Genomic DNA, 1,659 nt, shown 5'->3' on the forward strand with positions numbered 1-1,659 from the left:
TGTTATGTCCATAGAGTTTTTGGACAAGGAGTCCAGTCACTTATTGGACAAGGAGTCCGGTCACTTTCTGGACACGTCCTAGCCGTAGTTTTTCCGGGTGGGTTTGGCCCGCTTTGGTCTGGGTTTGGATAGGTCATGACGTAGCTTCGGTGGACGACGGTGCGTCATACCTTCGACGTGGTTGATGTTGATCTGTCCACCGGTGGGGCGGTGTTTGAGCTTGATCGGCAACGGAAAACTAAACAGGAATTCTCCGTCGTGAGCGGTGTAGAACTCGGCGACATTATCGACGGTGACGTGACTAAAGATATCTCTGTCTGCAAAGCGAAGACCGACATAGAGCGAGTAGCCGCAAACGGCAACGACACCGTGACGGTTGATGCGAAGCTCCAGTGGCACATCGATGTATTCGTATTCGAGTTTCTCCAACTCGTCTATGCTGGTTATATCCGTGTGTGATGCACCTGGTGTGGTGATTACAGGAACGGTTTTGAACCTGGGCGAAGTGGCGGCTTCCCCAGGATCTTTTACATCCGCAGGCTTCGGCTGTGCATGCGGGTTGTTGGCAAGGTTGTAGTCAACAACGCGTTGCCATATCACTTCAGGATCCAGCGGATCTGTTGGTGATTCAGCCTGCGGGAACGTCTCCCAAGCCTGTTGCGGTGTGATGTGCATTTTGCCGACAAGCAGGCTTTGATGCCTCCGGTGAGTGTTGTACACCTCACGGTAGGCCACGATCGCTGCTTGCAACTCGTTAAACGTTGTTGGTGTGCGCGCATCAAGAAACTGCACCAAGGTGCGATGGGAGCGTTCGTCTTTGCCTTGCGTTGTGGGAGCAAACCCAGCGATCGCGACGAGGCCTTGTTCAGCCAGCCATATTTCCGTTGCTGACAAACGCCCACGGTGGTAGGTGGCAAATGCTTCACTGTTGTCCGATAAGAGTTCTTGTGGTTTGCGGTAGTTATCAAAGGCTGCCGCCAACGTGGTGCGAGCGTCTTCGCCGTTTTCAGGACGCATAAACGCTTTCGTTCCTACGTCGAATCTGCTGGCGTCATCGATGACCTGATAGATCGTGGCCTGGGTGTGGTCAACATCGAACAGGCGGTAGACCAAAGCGTCGATCTGCCACAACTCGCAGACAAAATCGCGGGCGAAACGCTTATAAGAACTGCGTGGACGCTTACGCGCGTTGACATCGACCAAACCAGCGTTGTGCAGCCAGGTCGCAATTGTTGTGCGCGATGGAGTGCACTCTGGGCCAACTGCGTCGTACAAGCGGTAGTAGATCGACAACGGGCCGCAGTCCAATCCCTGCTCTTGCAGATCGAACCGTGCGTTAATGACAGCCTGGTAGTCAGCGTCTGTGTATTTGCGGGCAGGGTTTTTCGGAGCAGTGCTATCCGGCAGAATGCCGGACCGTCCACGTTCGGTGATGCGGGTTTTTCACGTTGTGAAACGTCTGGCGTGAGATCTGTTCTTCTTTACAAAACTGCGTGATGGTCTTGCCGTCGCGGACCGGATCAAAATCCGCGATCTTTCTGCGCTTGTGCGATGAAATAGCCATCCGCCCATTCCACCCGCACGCTGTCCAAAAAGTGTGTGGACATCGTGTCCAATAAGTGACTGGACTCCTTGTCCAATAAGTCACGAGACATGACA

General features: G+C 53.6%; 1 protein-coding gene. It reads right to left on the reverse strand.

Going from position 1 to position 1,659, the window contains the following annotated elements; translation table 11 throughout:
- Positions 1 to 78: 78 nt before the first annotated feature.
- Positions 79 to 1,293: an integrase core domain-containing protein gene (locus tag HMPREF3120_RS04925; protein ID WP_246815422.1), complete on the reverse strand. Its 1,215-nt coding sequence runs from the start codon at positions 1,291 to 1,293 to the stop codon at positions 79 to 81.
- Positions 1,294 to 1,659 lie beyond the last annotated feature (366 nt).

The sequence above is a fragment of the Corynebacterium sp. HMSC11D10 genome (assembly GCF_001806995.1).
GTDB classification, from domain to species: Bacteria; Actinomycetota; Actinomycetes; order Mycobacteriales; family Mycobacteriaceae; genus Corynebacterium; species Corynebacterium coyleae.